Source organism: Lactiplantibacillus fabifermentans DSM 21115 (assembly GCF_000498955.2).
Taxonomy (GTDB): domain Bacteria; phylum Bacillota; class Bacilli; order Lactobacillales; family Lactobacillaceae; genus Lactiplantibacillus; species Lactiplantibacillus fabifermentans.
On sequence record NZ_AYGX02000083.1, the window covers coordinates 39,457 to 55,853 of the forward strand.

General features: G+C 47.7%; 15 protein-coding genes. 13 read left to right on the forward strand and 2 right to left on the reverse strand.

Annotation, left to right across the window (positions count from 1 at the left end):
• Positions 1-608: 608 nt before the first annotated feature.
• Positions 609-1,418 carry an alpha/beta hydrolase gene (locus DY78_RS08020; RefSeq protein ID WP_024623597.1) on the reverse strand — a complete coding sequence of 270 codons (810 nt, stop codon included), beginning with the start codon at positions 1,416-1,418 and terminating at the stop codon, positions 609-611.
• A gap of 28 nt (positions 1,419-1,446) precedes the next feature.
• Positions 1,447-2,082 carry a carbonic anhydrase family protein gene (locus DY78_RS08025; protein WP_024623596.1) on the reverse strand — a complete coding sequence of 212 codons (636 nt, stop codon included), beginning with the start codon at positions 2,080-2,082 and terminating at the stop codon, positions 1,447-1,449.
• A 285-nt stretch (positions 2,083-2,367) separates the two neighbouring features.
• On the opposite strand from DY78_RS08025, the gene DY78_RS08030 reads away from it, so the two are divergent.
• The 13 genes from DY78_RS08030 to purH all read left to right on the forward strand — a co-directional run bounded on the left by DY78_RS08030 (position 2,368) and on the right by purH (position 16,394).
• The gene (locus tag DY78_RS08030) at positions 2,368-3,159 is read left to right on the forward strand and encodes a tyrosine-protein phosphatase (protein WP_024623595.1); all 792 of its coding nucleotides are present in this window, start codon (positions 2,368-2,370) and stop codon (positions 3,157-3,159) included.
• Between the two features lie 222 nt (positions 3,160-3,381).
• Complete coding sequence (locus DY78_RS08035; protein WP_024623594.1) at positions 3,382-3,990, forward strand: NADPH-dependent FMN reductase; 609 nt, start codon at positions 3,382-3,384, stop codon at positions 3,988-3,990.
• An 18-nt stretch (positions 3,991-4,008) separates the two neighbouring features.
• A complete protein-coding gene (locus tag DY78_RS08040) occupies positions 4,009-5,343 on the forward strand; it encodes an NADPH-dependent oxidoreductase (protein ID WP_024623593.1) in 1,335 nt (444 codons plus the stop codon).
• A gap of 1,006 nt (positions 5,344-6,349) precedes the next feature.
• Positions 6,350-6,832: a 5-(carboxyamino)imidazole ribonucleotide mutase gene (purE, locus tag DY78_RS08045; RefSeq protein ID WP_024623592.1), complete on the forward strand. Its 483-nt coding sequence runs from the start codon at positions 6,350-6,352 to the stop codon at positions 6,830-6,832.
• Positions 6,816-7,946 carry a 5-(carboxyamino)imidazole ribonucleotide synthase gene (gene purK, locus DY78_RS08050; RefSeq protein WP_024623591.1) on the forward strand — a complete coding sequence of 377 codons (1,131 nt, stop codon included), beginning with the start codon at positions 6,816-6,818 and terminating at the stop codon, positions 7,944-7,946. Before purE ends, purK begins: the two co-directional genes overlap by 17 nt.
• A gap of 2 nt (positions 7,947-7,948) precedes the next feature.
• Positions 7,949-8,683, forward strand: a complete 735-nt coding sequence (gene purC / locus DY78_RS08055; protein WP_024623590.1) for a phosphoribosylaminoimidazolesuccinocarboxamide synthase — start codon at positions 7,949-7,951, stop codon at positions 8,681-8,683.
• Complete coding sequence (gene purS / locus DY78_RS08060; RefSeq protein ID WP_024623589.1) at positions 8,683-8,937, forward strand: phosphoribosylformylglycinamidine synthase subunit PurS; 255 nt, start codon at positions 8,683-8,685, stop codon at positions 8,935-8,937. Before purC ends, purS begins: the two co-directional genes overlap by 1 nt.
• A 2-nt stretch (positions 8,938-8,939) precedes the next feature.
• Positions 8,940-9,617 (forward strand): phosphoribosylformylglycinamidine synthase subunit PurQ, encoded by a 678-nt coding sequence (gene purQ / locus DY78_RS08065; protein ID WP_024623588.1) that lies wholly within the window; start codon positions 8,940-8,942, stop codon positions 9,615-9,617.
• Entirely contained in the window at positions 9,610-11,829 is a 2,220-nt protein-coding gene (purL, locus tag DY78_RS08070; protein WP_024623587.1) for a phosphoribosylformylglycinamidine synthase subunit PurL, read from the forward strand. The genes purQ and purL overlap by 8 nt, the downstream gene beginning before the upstream one ends.
• On the forward strand, positions 11,814-13,265 hold the full coding sequence (gene purF, locus DY78_RS08075; RefSeq protein ID WP_024623586.1) for an amidophosphoribosyltransferase: 1,452 nt from the start codon (positions 11,814-11,816) through the stop codon (positions 13,263-13,265). Before purL ends, purF begins: the two co-directional genes overlap by 16 nt.
• Positions 13,266-14,291: a phosphoribosylformylglycinamidine cyclo-ligase gene (gene purM, locus DY78_RS08080; RefSeq protein WP_024623585.1), complete on the forward strand. Its 1,026-nt coding sequence runs from the start codon at positions 13,266-13,268 to the stop codon at positions 14,289-14,291. It begins immediately after the preceding gene.
• Positions 14,284-14,862 (forward strand): phosphoribosylglycinamide formyltransferase, encoded by a 579-nt coding sequence (gene purN, locus DY78_RS08085; RefSeq protein ID WP_024623584.1) that lies wholly within the window; start codon positions 14,284-14,286, stop codon positions 14,860-14,862. Before purM ends, purN begins: the two co-directional genes overlap by 8 nt.
• A complete protein-coding gene (purH, locus tag DY78_RS08090; protein ID WP_024623583.1) occupies positions 14,862-16,394 on the forward strand; it encodes a bifunctional phosphoribosylaminoimidazolecarboxamide formyltransferase/IMP cyclohydrolase in 1,533 nt (510 codons plus the stop codon). The genes purN and purH overlap by 1 nt, the downstream gene beginning before the upstream one ends.
• Positions 16,395-16,397: the final 3 nt, after the last annotated feature.

The following is a 16,397-nucleotide window of genomic DNA, read 5'->3' on the forward strand; positions in this document are numbered from 1 at the left end:
CAGCTTAAGGACAGAGAAATCATGTGCACATTCAGTTAAGGTTGCCAAGCCACTGACTAACTGTAGGATAAATGACTTTGAGCAGGAACCAGTCAAGGCGTCGCTGGTGTAAATATGGGAAATTACGATATTAATGCCACGCATACAGCTGTTTCCGTCACTACGGTCACTTTTGAGTCTTTTGGTCTACTTGATATATCGCTGGTGTTGCCATACAACTATTGCGTGTGAAGAAACTCAGTTGGCAGTTGTGACAATTAGCTGGCAGCTAAATATGATCGGATATAAAAATACCCAGCTACTATTTTGGTAGTTGGGTATTTTTGATTGTCGACTGGTTCCTATATTGAAAGCGACGCTAAGTTTTAGCTGGAGGTCAGCAGTAATGGAAGTCGCCGTGCCAGTGCTGTAAGTTCGGCATGGTTTTTGCCGGACTTACAGCACTGGCATCTTTGAAGATTGGTGAATTGTCCCAAGCTTCAAAGTGAGGTTCGAGACCGCTTCTCAGGCTCGAACCGGTCGTCACCGCGACTGGAATTACTGCTGACCGGCAGTGGCAACTCCCAAAAACCGTCCGTATCTGAGGATGCGGACGGTTAAAGATTGGATTATTGATTCAATAAATTTTGCCGGACGAGCCGGGCTACGTAGGCGGCGTGGATGAGGGTGCCGTGGGTTAAGTCCTTTTGATTAACGGTCATTTGGGTGTAGCGGTCGGCCGTATTCATGAAGAGCGTGCCGCCCGCGGTGACACTACTTAGTGGAACGACGTCGTCATCGCCGCTACTTGTATCCGCCGCAATGTTGACGACGGTATCCAAGCTTTTGAACTTGTCTTTGTTGGCGAGTAACGGGTCATATAAGGTTTTGTCGGGGTGCTTTTCGTTGGTGCCTAAAAAAGGCGTGCCGAGGAGCATCAAGTTTTGAATGTCGGCGACACTGCCACCGGCGAGACCGGCTAAATAGCGGCTCCAGATTAGACCACCATTGGAGTAACCAAGAGCGTTAGCGGTTTTTAGGCCTACCCGTTTTTGCAAGTAACGTAGCGCTTTGTCGAGGCCGGTCGTTTGGGTGATGATGTTATCATTACTATCCGTGCTATCTTCAAAGTAAATCACGATTAACGCATCACTTAAATGAGTCCCGTCCACGCGAGTCTCTTTGAATTGAATCGTTTGTTTTTTAGTGACTGTGACATTGATAATCGGGTGTTGATGTTGCGAATTCAAGGTTTTGATCATGTCATCAAAATCTTCAGGCGTACTACTACTGCCACCGACTAGAATTAGCGGGCGTTTTTGAGCGGTGATCACATGACTAGTGCGGTCACTGTGCAATTGCGTCGTTAAACCAAGCGTGACAATTAGAATTAAGAAGGCCCCGCAGGCAATCAATCCCCAGATAACTTTCTTGGGCATGTGTTCACCTCACTTCCGTTGTTAGTTGTTAGAACCGTTCAGCGATAACGGGGCGGTCGTTTAAAGGTTGGACTGCCCGGGCGTTAGGTTGGAACAAGGCTTGGTAAGCTTGTAATTGGGCTTCACCAAGCATGACACTATCGCCGCAAACGTACCATTCAACACTTTCCGTCAATGGCGGCGTCGTTAGTGAGCCCAAATAATGATAGACCGTGCCAGTATCCGGGAGTAATTTCGTTAAATCAACGGGTTCGGTCAAGTCATGACTGGCTTTGGGCGTGAATTGATCCAATAACCCTTGGAAGGCTTGGTTGGGCTTGCCGATACGGCCAAAGACGGCGACTACGGCCAATTGACCAGTCGCGCTACGATGAACCAAGTGCCATTCAATGGGAGCGGCCACGCCGTCGATTAAGTGTTCAGCGGGAATGTGGAAGTGGACTTGTTCAAAGTCGAAATCGCGGTCATTTAAGTAGGCCGCGCCTTTGCCCGCGGCTTTTAAAGTCGTGCCGTCGTCCATGATGGTTTGCGCTTGATACAAGCCGCGCCAACTAATGGCGGCTAATTGGGAAGCCGTCGTGGTCGTCGTTTGAATGTCGATGGGTGATTGGACGTTACCGCCAACTGGTTGCCAAGTCGCTTGCTGTGCATAGTCTAAAGTCATATCAAAATCCTCCATATATAAAACGTATTATCATTATTTTCTCACCGTTGCGCGCTTTGTCAATAATTGGTGCGCCCTCATTTACACGCAACCCGCGTGGATAATGGTGGTTAGGCCGATAAATCATATAATAAGTTCAATTTGAGACGCAGAAAATTTGCCAGCCGTGCAAACTCCACGCTACTAAATGACTGGGCAATGGTAAAATAAAGGTAGCTCATTTGAATGACTGACGATGATTGACGAACGCGTCGTCATAAATACACAGGATAGGTGGACAGCACAATGGCAGAACAACGTATTTTAACGATGGAACAAGGGATAAACTTCCGCGAATTAGGTGGTTATCAAACGAAAGATGGCCATACGATCAAATGGCATAAACTCATTCGGAGTGGTAGTTTGAGTGATTTAACGGCGGCTGATCTAACGATGCTTGATCAGTATGGGGTGCGCTATGATATTGATTTTCGCTCACCCAAAGAAGTACTCGATGAACCTGACCGTGTGCCTGGTAACGCCAAATATGTGTATGCACCCGTGTTCAATGTCGATGAAACCAAAAATTCCGACGGTCAAGATAAAATGGCGGCGGACTTAGAAAAGCACCCCGCTAGTGGTTATCGTCACATGCTCAAAGTGTACCGCATGGTGGCGAATGAACACCACGCTAAAAAGGAATATCGCCGGTTCTTTGATAATTTATTGGCCAATGACCAACCCGACGAAGCTTTACTGTTTCACTGTACAGCCGGTAAAGACCGCACGGGGATGGGGGCCGTTTACTTGTTGACGGCTTTGGGCGTCGATTTTGAGACGATTCGTCAAGACTACATTTTGACCAATGCTGCATCGGTGCAACGGATTGATGGCGCGGTGGCGGCGGCCCAAAAGCAAGGGTTATCCACGGATGCGGTGGATAGTATCAAAGCATTGTGGTCAGTGAATGCTGATTATTTGGATGCCGCATTAGCTGAAATCAAGCGTCAATCCGGCAACTTGGAACATTATTTACGGACAGAATTGAAGTTGACCAAACAAGAAATTGCTGACTTACGCCGGATTTACTTGGATTAGGGCCATCATGTGAAAGCGTGATCGATGCATGCTTTTTAGCTGTAAATAGCTGGTAAAACTAATTATAATAGGGGCTGACCGTTTAAACGGTGGCTTACCTATATAAAAATGTAATCGCTTTAAATATTATTTTGATTTATTTAGTGAAATCTATTACAATATAGCTGTGAATTAGTAAAATATATCAAAACAGCTGATTAAATCATAAAGGGGTCGTGTGTTATGGATAAATTTATCGCTATTGTTGGGACGAACTCTGATAATTCGACTAACCGTAAACTATTACAATATATGCAAAAGCATTACGCCAACCAAGCTGAAATTGAATTAATGGAAATTAAAGGGTTACCAATGTTTAACAAACCCGCTGACAAACAAGTACCCGCGGCCGTAACGGACATGGCTGCCAAGATTGAGGCCGCGGATGGGGTGATTATTTCAACGCCAGAATACGATCACTCGGCGCCCGCTGTGTTAATGAATGCGCTCGAATGGTTGTCATTCCACATTCATCCATTTGTGGATAAACCCGTCATGATTATCGGGGCGTCCTATGGCTCACTCGGGACATCGCGGGCCCAAGCACATTTACGTCAAATCTTGGATTCTCCAGAATTGCGGGCGCGCATCATGCCAAGTTCTGAATTCTTATTAGGTCACTCGTTACAAGCGTTTGACGAAACGGGTAACTTAGTAGACGAACAAAAGACTGCCAAACTCGATGGCTTATTCGCTGATTTTGAAACTTTTGTGGAAATCACGAAGCGCTTAAAGAATGCGCATGCCGCCACGGCACAAGAAGTTCGGGATTTAGACTGGGATAACTTATAGAAGGGGTGTTTGTTCATGTTGAAATTAGTAGGGATTGCCGGTTCCGTAGCTGATCAATCATACAACCGGATGTTGTTAAAGTTTATCGCCACCCATTTTAGTGACTTAATTGATTTGGAAATCTTAGACATTGACGATGTACCGATGTTCAATCAAAGTGACGACCAAACTGATGGTGACGCGGTTCAATTTTTGAATCGGAAAATTACGCAAGCCGACGGGGTCATCATTGCCACCCCGGAACATAATCATACGATTACCGCTAGTTTGAAGAGTGTTATCGAATGGTTATCATTCAAAATTCACCCCTTATCCGGGAAACCTTTAATGATCGTGGGCGCTTCATATTACGACCAAGGTTCCTCACGGGCGCAATTAAACTTACGCCAAATTTTGGAATCACCCGGCGTTGACGCGATCGTCATGCCCGGAAATGAATTCTTATTAGGCGATGTTAAGACGGCCTTTGACGACCACAACAACTTAAAAGATGACCGGACGGTGGGCTTCTTGAAAGAAACTATCGGCAAGTTCACCCAATTTGTTAAAGTCATCAATTCGATGAACGACAAAGCGGATGAAGGCTGGAAAAAAGAAGACTTGGAATCCCATGGGACGGTTGATACGACCATCAAAGGGCTCGATATGCATGCCGACGACTGGGTGGAACAAGCTGCTGAAAAGACTCACGCCGCTGAAGGTAGCGACTACGTGAAGTTAGACCGCGGCGTCTTGACGGTTGATCAATTAAATTGGTTCTTAAATTCCATGCCGATGGAATTAACGTATGCCGATGATAATAATCAATTCCTATATTACAATCACACGATGGATGTTAAAGACATGTTGGCTGGTCGGACACCTGGTTCGGCCGGGAACCCGATGGCGGACTGTCATCCTAAAGCGGCGATTCCACATGTTCAACAAGTCGTTCACATGTTACGGACTGGCAAGACTGATTTATTCAAGTTGCCCGTTCCCGGCATGGGTCCGGACAAGTACATCATGCACTACTATCAAGCGATGCATGATGACCAAGGCGGCTATCGTGGGATTAACGAATTCGTCCTCGATTTGATGCCAATCGTGAAGTATTACTTGGAACACACCGGCCAAGTGTTAGCTAAAGATCCTAACGCGAAAGCAGATGCTGTTTCGGGAGCCTCGTCACACGCTGCGGCTGAAAAAGCTAAGCCCGACGATGTTTCCGGGGCTTCCGCCGATACCGAAAAACCAGCTGAAAAGCCTGCCACCGATGAAGTCAGCGGCGCCTCCGCTTCCGCCGACGTCGAAACGAAGCCAGCGGCCCCAAAAGACGTTGACAGTGTTTCCGGCGCTTCTGCGAAAGACTAATTAAATAAAGTATTATTCGAGCGACCACTATTTTAGTGGTCGTTTTTTTAGTCTGGAATGCCTCCAACGACTAGTGGGCACACCGTGGGGGAGACCTCGGGCCAAAGGGCGGTCCCGAGGGCGCTTTTTCGCCAGGCAAAAGCCCGCTGCCAGTCGGAAAAGTCGCCCCCAATCAGCCCTTGGCAAAATGCGCCAAGGACTAATTGCGACACGGTGCGCCCACTAGTCGTTTCCGGCTGCGCTCAGTTGAAAAGTAGTTAAGCAGCTTCTCAGTTTCTAACATATCTGATAAGTTGTTCAATTTATCGCGATTGTTATCAATCAGATAGCTGAACGATAAAGCGTTTGACTGGGAAATGGCTGAGTACGAATTTTTTATGGGATGACTGCGAGTATATTTTCAGACAATTGAGTTGATTATTAGTTTCAGTCCACACTTGATGCGACTTATTATCACCTGTTGTAATCATGCCAATTGAGTATCGTGAATCAGCTTTGAATACACGATGTAGTTGTTGTTATTAAATATGGAAACGTGATATAGCCGGAAGCCAGTTAGCAGCGCGCCGTGTCGCAGATTGCGTTTGGCGGGCTTGGCCAAGCACAATCTGGGGCCAGCTTTCATGACTGACAAGGGTTTTAGTCAGGCATGAAAGTGCCCTGGGGACCGTTTTTTGGCCCCAGGTCTGCCCCACCGCGCGCTGCTAACTGGCTGGAGGCGAAAACAGTCACATACTAAAAAAGCCGAACTTTTAATGTTCGGCTTTTATTATATAAATAAAATGATACTTGGTTGGGACCTTAAGGTGGCTTAAAGGTAATCTAACCTAACAAACGCGACCTTATACTCGTAAAAATATATTAATCATTAGGTCAAAGACACACCGGGTTAATTTAATAAACACGAACATTAAAATGTTAATATATGGATAAAGTTAAGAAATTCGTTGACAGTGCTACTTGATGTTGCTAAACTTATGGTGAAAACAAAGAAAGAAGGATTGAGATGGCTAAGGTTGGTTTAGTGATGGGGTCAATTTCTGATTGGCCGACCATGGAACTGGCAGCGAAGCAGTTGACTGCCATGGGGATAGACTTCGAAAAGCACGTGATTTCCGCGCATCGGATGCCGGATAAGTTGCAAACGTACGGGGAACAAGCGGCCAAACGGGGCTTGCAAGTCATTATTGCGGGTGCCGGTGGGGCGGCGCATTTACCGGGGATGTTGGCGGCGAACACGTTGTTGCCCGTGATTGGGGTACCGATTAAGACCCGGGCGTTGAACGGGATGGATTCCTTACTTTCAATTGTACAGATGCCTGGTGGGGTGCCAGTAGCCACGATGGCCATTGGCGATGCGGGAGCGAAAAACGCGGCCTTGTTAGCGGCGCAAATTTTAGGATTACAAGATCAAACCACCCAACAAGCAGTAGCTGATTTCCGACAACGACAACGGCAGGAGGCTGAACAAAGTGAACGCCAATTTTAAACAAGCCATTTTACCACCCGCAACGATTGGTATCGTTGGTGGCGGTCAACTTGGCCAGATGATGGCTTTAAGTGCCAAAGCGATGGGGTATCATGTGGGCGTCTTAGACCCGCTGCCGCAAGCCCCCGCTGCCCAAGTCGCTGATTTTCAAGTTACGGCGGCTTATGAAGACCAAACTGCGTTGATTGAATTAGCTAAACGCAGCGATGTCTTAACTTATGAATTTGAAAACGTTGATGAAGCCGCGCTGCAAGCGGCCCAACAATATGCCCAATTACCACAAGGAACCGCGTTGCTACATATTACCGGTAACCGGCTCAATGAAAAACAATTCTTACATGATCACGGGATTCCGGTGACACCCTTTGCCCCGGCCAATGATCAACAATCCTTAAATTTTGCGATTAATCGCGTCGGCACGCCGGCGATTTTAAAAACGATTGCTGGCGGCTATGATGGCCACGGCCAAGTCGATATTAATCAATCGCAACCAACCGATGACGCCTTAGCGTTACTCAAGCATGACTGCATTTTAGAAGCGCGGCAAGAGTTCCACGCTGAAGTTTCCATCATGGTAACGCGGAGTGCCACCGGGGTCGTGACGACCTTTCCACTCGTTGAAAATCGACATCAACATCACATTTTACACACCACGATTGCGCCGGCCAATGTCGGTCCCGCGGTCCACGCTGCGGCGCGCAAAATCGCCGTTTCGATTGCGGAAGCTTTGGAACTACGCGGTGTCTTAGGTATTGAGTTTTTCGTTTTGCCAGATGACACCTTGTTAGTTAACGAACTCGCGCCGCGGCCCCATAATTCGGGCCACTATACGATTGAAGCCTGCAATATTTCACAATTTGAAGCCCATATCCGTAGTATTTGTGGCTTGCCAATTCCACCGATTACACAAATTAAGCCAGCGGTGATGCGCAACTTGCTCGGCGCCGATTTGACGGTCGCCCGCGAACAACTGGTAGACCATCCGGAATGGCATTTTCACGATTATGGCAAAGCCGACATCAAACCGCAGCGCAAAATGGGCCATGTGACGGTCTTAGCTGACGATATTGATGACGCGTTAAATTCATTGGCAACATTGAAGGGAGAACAATAAAGATGACGGAAATTGTAAAAGGTGATTTGTTATATACCGGTAAAGCTAAGGAAATGTACGCGACGAATGATCCCGATGTCTTATGGGTGGATTATTTAGATCAAGCGACCGCCTTAAATGGCAAGAAAAAGGTCGCCATTGACCAGAAAGGGTTGCTCAATGCTCACATTTCGAGCTTGATTTTTACCGATTTAGCTCAACATGGCATTAAAAATCACTTTATTGAACAATTATCCGACCGCGTGCAATTAGTGCGTCGCGTCAAGATGATTCCCTTGGAAACGGTCGTTCGTAACGCGGCTTCTGGAAGTTTTGAACGCAAATTCGCGGTGGACCATCTGATGAAATTCGACGAACCCGTCTTGGAATTCTTCTATAAGAGTGATGCCTTAGATGATCCGTTCATCAATGATTCGCAAGTTGCCGCTTTAAAAGTTGCCAGTGCCGAGACAGTGGCAGAAATGAAGCGTCAGGCCTTACTCGTCAATGACCGCTTGCAAGCCATTTTTGCTGAAATGGGCGTCCAACTAGTTGATTTCAAAATTGAATTTGGGCTGACTGATGAAGGCCAGGTGCTCTTAGCCGATGAAATTTCACCGGACAGTTGCCGCTTAGTCGATGAAAAGACCCAAAAGTCATTAGACAAAGATGTTTTCCGCAAAGATTTAGGCGATTTGACGACCGTCTATAAAGAAGTTTTACAACGCCTAGCCACTGTTGAAGGGAGCCAACAATAATGTACTTGGTTAAAGTTTACGTGACTTATAAGGAATCAATCTTAGACCCTAAAGGGGAAGCCGTTAATGATGCGTTACACCGTTTAGGCTATACCAATGTTGACAGCGTGGAACTTGGTAAATATTTTGAAATTAAGATTAAACCGGATAAGCGTCCGATTGAAGCCGAAGTCGATGAAATGTGTGACCGCTTATTAGCGAATGTCAACATGGAAACTTACCGTTACGAAATCTCGCAGATGGAGGCGTTATAGTCATGAAGTTTGCCGTACCAGTTTTTCCCGGTTCCAATTGTGACCACGATATGGTCAATGCGCTGCGTGATATTTTAAAAGCTGATGCGGACTTGGTCCCAGCAACAACGACCGACTTATCCGCCTACGATGCCGTTATTTTACCTGGTGGGTTTTCGTACGGTGACTACTTGCGCAGTGGCGCAATCGCGCGGTTTGCGCCTGTGATGACGGCGGTTCAAGCCTTCGCCGGTGCGGGTAAACCCGTCATGGGAATTTGCAATGGCTTTCAAATCTTAACCGAAGCCGGGTTATTACCCGGGGCCTTACAGGCCAACCGGTCATCCAAGTTTATTTGCAAGACGAGTGAATTGATCGTTAAAAATAACCAGACGCAATTCTCATCTGCTTACGCCGAAAATGCGCATATTAATTTGCCAATTGCCCATGGTGAAGGGAACTACTATTGCGATGACGCGACCTTGGCCGAATTACGGGCTAACCAGCAAATCATCTTCGAATATGCCGATAACCCTAATGGGAGTACGGCGAATATTGCCGGCGTCATGAATCGTCAAGGTAATGTTTTAGGCATGATGCCCCATCCCGAACGCGCGGTGGAAACCATCTTAGGGTCGACCGATGGCTTAGGCATTTTCCAATCGTTATTAGCTAATCAACAGGAGGTCGCGCATGCTTAAAGAACAAGAATTAACCCCGGAAGCCTTAAAAACCACTAAGGCTTACCGTGAATGGGGCCTCACTGATGACGAATATCAATTGTTGACGGATTCCGTTTTAGGACGGTTACCAAACTATACGGAAGCCGGGCTGTTTTCCGGTATGTGGAGTGAACATTGTTCGTATAAAAACTCCAAACCCGTTTTGAAAAAGTTTTGGACGCAAGGTGAACAAGTTATTGAAGGTCCCGGTGAAGGTGCCGGCATCATTGATATTGGTGACGGTCAAGCCGTCGTTTTCAAAGCCGAAAGTCATAATCATCCTTCCGCGGTGGAACCTTATGAAGGCGCCGCAACTGGGGTCGGTGGTATTATTCGCGATATCTTCTCGATGGGGGCGCGCCCGATTGCCTTACTCGACAGTTTGCGGTTTGGGGAACCGGAAGATGAACATACAAAATACTTGATCTCCCAAGTCGTGGCCGGTATTGGCGGCTACGGTAACTGTATTGGGATTCCGACGATTGGTGGCGATACGGTTTTTGATGCCAGCTATCAAAAAAATCCACTGGTTAACGCGATGTGTGTCGGTATTTTGGACCAAGCCGACATTCAAAAAGGACAAGCGACGGGGATTGGCAACAGCGTGATTTATGTCGGGGCCAAAACGGGTCGCGACGGGATCAACGGCGCCTCCTTTGCCTCTGCGGAATTTAACGATGCCAAAGATACGCAACGTTCCGCCGTTCAAGTTGGTGATCCTTTCATGGAAAAACTCTTGATGGAAGCCTGCTTGGAAGTGATTCATGACCACCGCGATGTCTTGATTGGGATTCAAGATATGGGCGCCGCCGGCTTAGTTTCGTCGTCCGCTGAAATGGCGTCCAAAGCCGGAAGTGGGCTTGAATTAAATCTCGATTTAGTTCCCCAACGTGAAACCGGGATGTCACCGTTTGAATTGATGTTGTCAGAATCACAAGAACGGATGCTCTTATGCGTTAAGGCTGGGGCTGAAGCGGAAATTTATGACGTTTTTAAAAAGTACGGCTTAGATGCGGTCACGATTGGCCACGTCACCGCTGGGCATCAATATCAATTATTTCACCATGATGAACTGGTCGCCGACGTGCCTGTGGATGCCTTAGCCACCAAAGCGCCCGTTTATCAACGGGAAAAGAAACGGCCCGCGCGGTTGAACAAGCAAAGTCATCATCAATTCATGCCACGCATCGTGGATGCGACTGGTGCGTTGAAGAAGATGTTGCAACAACCAACGATTGCGTCCAAAGCGTCACTTTACGAAACTTATGACTCCCAAGTGTTGACGAATACCGTTGTTAAACCGGGTTCGGATGCCGGGGTCATTCGCATTCGTCACACGGATAAAGCGTTGGCCGTGACGACTGACGTTAATGGTCGCTACTTGTATTTGAATCCCCGGGTTGGGGGTGAAATTGCCGTGGCTGAAGCGGCCCGTAATATTGTTGCTTCCGGTGGGCAACCCCTTGGGATTACGGATTGCTTGAATTATGGTAATCCAGAAAAGCCCGAACAATTTTATGACTTAGACGAATCGGCGCAAGGAATCGCCCGCGCCTGTCAATTGTTCAATACGCCCGTTATTTCGGGGAACGTTTCGTTAAACAATGAATCCAACGGTGAAGCAATTTATCCGACGCCGATGATTGGGATGGTCGGCTTGATTAAGCATCAACAAGATATTACCACCCAAGATTTCAAACACGCTGGCGATGCCGTGTACGTCTTAGGGACGACCGATGAGGCGTTCAACGGCTCGGAACTCCAAAAGATGTTGACTGGTGAAATTAGCGGTGAGTTATTTGATTTTGACTTAGTAACGGAAAATCAAAATCAACGCTTATTATTACGGGCGATTCAAAAAGGCTTGGTTGCGAGTGCCCACGATGTTTCAGAAGGTGGCTTGATTACCACTATCGCTGAATCATGCTTCGGTAAAGGTTTTGGGGTGGATTTGAAGAGTGACATTTGTGCTGCTAACTTCTTCTCAGAAACGCAATCGCGCTTTGTCATTTCGGTTACTCCGGACCACCGGGCTGAATTTGAAAGTTTAATGGACCCATATGCGACGTACCTGGGTCAAACAACTGATGATGACCGCATGTTGGTTATGACGGCCGATCAAGCTTTTGACTTGAAAGTCAGCTTTGCCAAACGGTTGTGGGAGGAGGCGTTACCATGCCTTATGAAGTAAAAAGTTTAAACGAAGAATGTGGTTTGTTTGGGGTTTGGGGCTCACCAGATGCCGCTCAGCTCACATACTTTGGCTTACATGCCTTGCAACATCGAGGTCAAGAAGGGGCCGGCATTACGGCCAATGACCACGGCGTCTTGCAATCAGAACGCGGCTTTGGCTTGTTAGCGGATGTCTTCCGCGACCCGAGCAAGTTAGCGCGTTTAACGGGGACCGCCGCGATTGGTCATGTCCGTTACACGACCGCGGGGAATCATGGTTTAGAAAACATTCAACCGCTGAGCTTTAACTTTAGTGACAGTCAGTTTGCGTTAGCCCATAACGGCAACTTGACGAATGCCGTAACGTTACGGCGGCGGCTTGAAATGCACGGAGCCATTTTCCATGCGAGTTCGGATAGTGAAATTTTGATGCATCTCGTGCGGCGCAGTCCGGCAGCCACATTGACCGACCAAGTTAAAGACGCGTTACGGCAAGTCCATGGTGGGTTCGCCTACTTGTTAATGACCAATGACCGTTTATTTGCAGCGTTAGATCCCAATGGTTTTCGGCCGTTAGTCGTCGGCCAATTGCCAACTGGTGGTTACGTCGTTTGCAGTGAAACGTGTGCGCTCGATGCCGTGGGGGCTAAGTTCATTCAAGATGTCGAACCCGGCCAATTGCTCACGATTGATGACCATGGCTTAAAGATTGACCATTACACGACGGATACGCAATTAGCGATTTGTTCGATGGAATATATTTACTTCGCGCGGCCCGATTCCGATATTCACGGCGTCAACGTCCATTCGGCCCGTAAACGGATGGGCGCGCGGTTAGCGCAAGAACAGCCGGTCGATGCCGACATTGTCGTGGGGGTCCCGAATTCCTCATTATCCGCGGCGACCGGCTATGCCGAAGCGAGTGGGTTACCGTATGAAATGGGCTTGATTAAAAATCAATATTCGTCGCGGACGTTTATTCAACCGACCCAAGCGTTGCGTGAACAAGGCGTGCGGATGAAGTTATCCGCGGTTAAGGGGGTCGTCGCGGGCAAACGGGTCGTCTTAATTGACGATTCAATCGTGCGAGGGACGACCAGCCGCCGTATCGTCAAGTTATTAAAAGATGCCGGTGCGAAGTCGGTCCATCTTCGGATTGCCTCACCGCCATTGCGTTACCCTTGTTTTTACGGTATTGATATTCAAACAACTAAAGAACTCATCGCGGCCCAAAAGAGTATTCCCGAAATGTGTGAAACGTTTGGGGCCGACTCACTTGGATTTTTGAGCGAACAAGGGGTTATCGATGCGGTCGGTTTAAAGGTGGATGCGCCATATGGTGGGCTATGTATGGCTTACTTCAACGGCGACTATCCAACGCCACTGTATGATTATCAAGCGGAATACGACGAAGAGATTCGCCAGTTGCAAAAAAGTCAGTCGAGGGGTGATTAGTTGAGCGATGCATACAAAAAAGCTGGTGTCGATATTAATGCCGGTTATGAAGTCTTAAAAGCCGTTAAAAAGATGAGTGGCAATGCGCAATTAGGGGCCTTTGGTGGCTTATTCCCGTTATCGGCCGACCAAACAGCTCACGAACCGGTCTTGGTGGCCGGTACGGATGGCGTGGGTACGAAACTGTTAGTGGCGATTGAAGCCCACCAACATGCCACGATTGGGATTGATTTGGTGGCGATGTGTGTCAATGATATTTTGGCCCAAGGTGCCAAGCCACAGTTCTTCTTGGATTATTTAGGGCTCGGTCACACGGATACCGACAAAGTGAAAGCCATCGTCGGTGGTGTTATTGAGGGTTGTCGGCAAGCCGGCACCACGTTAATTGGTGGTGAAACGGCGGAGATGCCCGATATGTATGGCCACGACCATTATGATTTAGCTGGCTTTGCCGTGGGGGTTGCCGACCGCGCTGACTTATTGCAAGCTGATAACATGCAAGCGGGCGACATCTTAATTGGCTTACCATCTAATGGCTTGCATTCGAATGGGTTCAGCTTAGTCCGTGACATTCTGTTTAAGCAACATCAATTCAAATTAGATCATGTCTTTGCCGAACTCGGCCATGACTTACAAACGGAATTATTGCGGCCTACTAAGATTTACGTCGATAGTGTCATGCCACTGCTCCAAGCGAAAACAGTCGCTAGTATTGCGCATATTACCGGCGGGGGCTTGATTGAAAATGTGGCGCGGGCCTTGCCAGCAAACTTGAGTGCTGAATTCAAGTTGGGCAGTTGGCCGGTCCCACCAATCATGTCATTACTGGCGGAATTAGGTGATTTAACGAGTGATGATGTGCGGTCCACATTTAACTTAGGCTTGGGGATGGTCCTAATGGTGCATCCTGATCAGTTAGCGACGGTGGCCCAATTATTAACGGCGCACGAGCAAGCCTTCTATCAAGTGGGCACCGTGAACGCCGGCAGTGACCCAGTTGTTTTTGCGGAGGCTAACCATGACTAAAAAAATTGCCGTCTTTGCTTCGGGTAATGGGACGAACTTTATCGCCTTACACCAAGCGATTATCGACCGGTCGATGCCAGTGACGATTGCCTTATTAGTTTGTGACCATGCTGCGGCGCCAGTCGTTGAGAAGGCCCAAGCATTAGGCGTGCCAGTCTTAACGGTTAACTTTCGAGATTATGCGAATAAAGCAGCGGCTGAAGCGGCAATTTTGCCGGCACTGCAAGCGGCGAACGTTGATGCCATTTTATTAGCGGGTTACATGCGGATTATTGGTCCGACACTATTAACTGCTTATCCCCATAAAATTATTAATATCCATCCAGCCTTGTTACCGAAGTTTCCGGGGCGGCACGGAATTGAAGATGCCTTTGCTGCCGGGGTTACGACGACCGGGGTGACGATTCATTTTATCGATGCGGGCATTGATACCGGCCAGATTATTGGCCAACGAACCGTGCCAGTCAAAACCGACGATACCGTTGAAACTTTGGCCGCGCGCATTCACAGCGTTGAACATCAATTTTATCCAGACGTGTTACAAACACTCATTCAAGAAGGAGCAATCTAATGACAAAGCGAGCATTATTAAGTGTATCTGATAAACAAGGGTTAACCGATTTTGCAAAAGGGTTAGTCGAATTAGATTATGAATTGGTTTCAACTGGGGGCACTAAAAAAGCCCTCGAAGCAGCCGGTATTCCCGTGATTGGTATCGAAGACGTCACGGGTTTTCCGGAAATGCTTGACGGTCGGGTCAAGACGCTTCATCCAAAAGTTCACGCCGGTTTATTAGCACGCCGGGATTTACCTGCACATATGCAACAATTAAAAGATGCCGGCATCACGCCCATTGATATGGTGGTCGTTAACTTGTATCCATTCAAGCAAACGATTATGCAGCCGGAAGTCACCCAAGCCGAAGCTATCGAACAAATCGATATCGGTGGACCATCCATGTTACGTTCGGCGGCTAAAAACTTTGCGGCGGTCTTACCAATCGTGGACCCAGCCGACTATGATCGGATTTTAGCCGACTTACAGGCCGATGCGGTAACACCGGAACTGCGGCAACGGTTAGCGGCCAAAGTTTTCCAACACACCGCGGCGTATGATGCCTTAATCGCCCAATACTTAACGACGGATGAATTCCCTGATAAATTAACGTTAACTTATGACAAGAAGCAAGCGTTACGTTACGGCGAAAACAGCCATCAACAAGCTTCATTCTACGAAAATGCGTTACCAACGCCATTCTCAATTACTGGAGCGACACAATTACACGGTAAAGAATTATCTTACAACAACATCAAGGACGCCGATGCGGCGTTACGGATGGTCAGTGAATATGACCGTCCGGCAGTCGTCGCGATGAAGCACATGAATCCTTGTGGAGTTGGGTTAGCCGATACGATTGAAGGCGCTTGGGATAAAGCGTATGAAGCCGATTCGATTTCAATTTTTGGTGGCATTATTGCTTTAAATCGCCAAGTGGACTTGGCAACGGCGGAAAAGATGCACAAACTGTTTTTGGAAATCATTATTGCGCCTGGTTTCGACGACGATGCGTATGCCGCTTTGGCTAAGAAGAAAAACTTACGCTTAATGACGGTGGACTTTAATCAAGCCCACACCGCCGATAAGTTTGAAACCATTTCCGTTGGTGGGGGGCTGTTACGTCAAGAAGTAGACCAAGCCTTTGAAACGCCGGCTGACTTTACGGTGGTGACGAAGATCCAACCGACGGAAGCCCAATTACAAGCGCTTGCGTTTGGGCAACAAGTCGTTAAACATGTTAAGAGTAACGCTATCGTGGTGACAACCGCTGATCGGACGCTCGGGGTTGGTTCCGGTCAAATGAACCGGATTGACTCGACTAAGATTGCGATTCAAAAAGCGATGAGTAAAGCGGGTTATGAAAATGCCATTTTAGCTTCCGATGCGTTCTTCCCAATGGATGATTGTGTTGAATACGCCGCACAACACGGGATTCGTGCCATCGTGCAACCCGGTGGCAGTATTCGCGACCAAGATTCCATTGATATGGCAGACCGATATGGCATTGCGATGGTCACGACCGGTGTTCGGCACTTCCGTCATTAATTG

Bases quoted from the DNA above. Each gene is read 5' to 3' on its own strand.
- DY78_RS08020 (WP_024623597.1), bottom strand. From the start codon at position 1,418: ATGCCCAAGAAAGTTATCTGGGGATTGATTGCCTGCGGGGCCTTCTTA.
- DY78_RS08025 (WP_024623596.1), bottom strand. From the start codon at position 2,082: ATGACTTTAGACTATGCACAGCAAGCGACTTGGCAACCAGTTGGCGGT.
- DY78_RS08030 (WP_024623595.1), top strand. From the start codon at position 2,368: ATGGCAGAACAACGTATTTTAACGATGGAACAAGGGATAAACTTCCGC.
- DY78_RS08035 (WP_024623594.1), top strand. From the start codon at position 3,382: ATGGATAAATTTATCGCTATTGTTGGGACGAACTCTGATAATTCGACT.
- purE (WP_024623592.1), top strand. From the start codon at position 6,350: ATGGCTAAGGTTGGTTTAGTGATGGGGTCAATTTCTGATTGGCCGACC.
- purC (WP_024623590.1), top strand. From the start codon at position 7,949: ATGACGGAAATTGTAAAAGGTGATTTGTTATATACCGGTAAAGCTAAG.
- purS (WP_024623589.1), top strand. From the start codon at position 8,683: ATGTACTTGGTTAAAGTTTACGTGACTTATAAGGAATCAATCTTAGAC.
- purQ (WP_024623588.1), top strand. From the start codon at position 8,940: ATGAAGTTTGCCGTACCAGTTTTTCCCGGTTCCAATTGTGACCACGAT.
- purL (WP_024623587.1), top strand. From the start codon at position 9,610: ATGCTTAAAGAACAAGAATTAACCCCGGAAGCCTTAAAAACCACTAAG.
- purF (WP_024623586.1), top strand. From the start codon at position 11,814: ATGCCTTATGAAGTAAAAAGTTTAAACGAAGAATGTGGTTTGTTTGGG.
- purN (WP_024623584.1), top strand. From the start codon at position 14,284: ATGACTAAAAAAATTGCCGTCTTTGCTTCGGGTAATGGGACGAACTTT.
- purH (WP_024623583.1), top strand. From the start codon at position 14,862: ATGACAAAGCGAGCATTATTAAGTGTATCTGATAAACAAGGGTTAACC.